We start from the raw sequence: 412 nt of genomic DNA, 5'->3' as shown, positions 1-412 counted from the left end.
CAGGCGAGGGCTGTGGCCGTCATTACCGACGCCTCGAGTGCCTGCATGCTCGCGCTCGATCCGTCCGCGTCGCAGGCGGTGCTGTTTTCCGGCAGCACCAGCGTCAAGCTCAGCGGCTGCTCGGTCATGTCCAATTCGATCGCCTCGGATGCCATCAAGCTTCAGGGCGCGGCCAGTCTGCGGGCCGATTGCCTGATATCGGCGGGCGGTGTCTCTCTCAGCAATCCCGTCACCACCGTCTGCGCGGCCCCGATCGCCCAGGCACTGCCCGCCGGCGATCCCTTTGTCGACCTGCCGGCCCCGGTGGCCGCGACCCCCTGCCTGAACGACAACAAGGCGACGCTCGGTCCAGGCACCTATTGCAGCGGCATGAACCTGAAGGGCAACGTCACGCTTTCGCCCGGCGTTTATG

Annotated in this window: 1 pseudogene; it reads left to right on the top strand. The window is 66.7% G+C overall.

Going from position 1 to position 412, the window contains the following annotated elements:
• Positions 1–45: 45 nt before the first annotated feature.
• A pseudogene (locus EOB36_RS34125) lies at positions 46–412 on the top strand (hypothetical protein); the annotation flags it as partial.

This window comes from Mesorhizobium sp. M6A.T.Cr.TU.017.01.1.1, from assembly GCF_004023115.1.
Taxonomy (GTDB): Bacteria; Pseudomonadota; Alphaproteobacteria; order Rhizobiales; family Rhizobiaceae; genus Mesorhizobium; species Mesorhizobium mediterraneum.
This window is presented reverse-complemented; position numbering and strand designations above follow the sequence as displayed.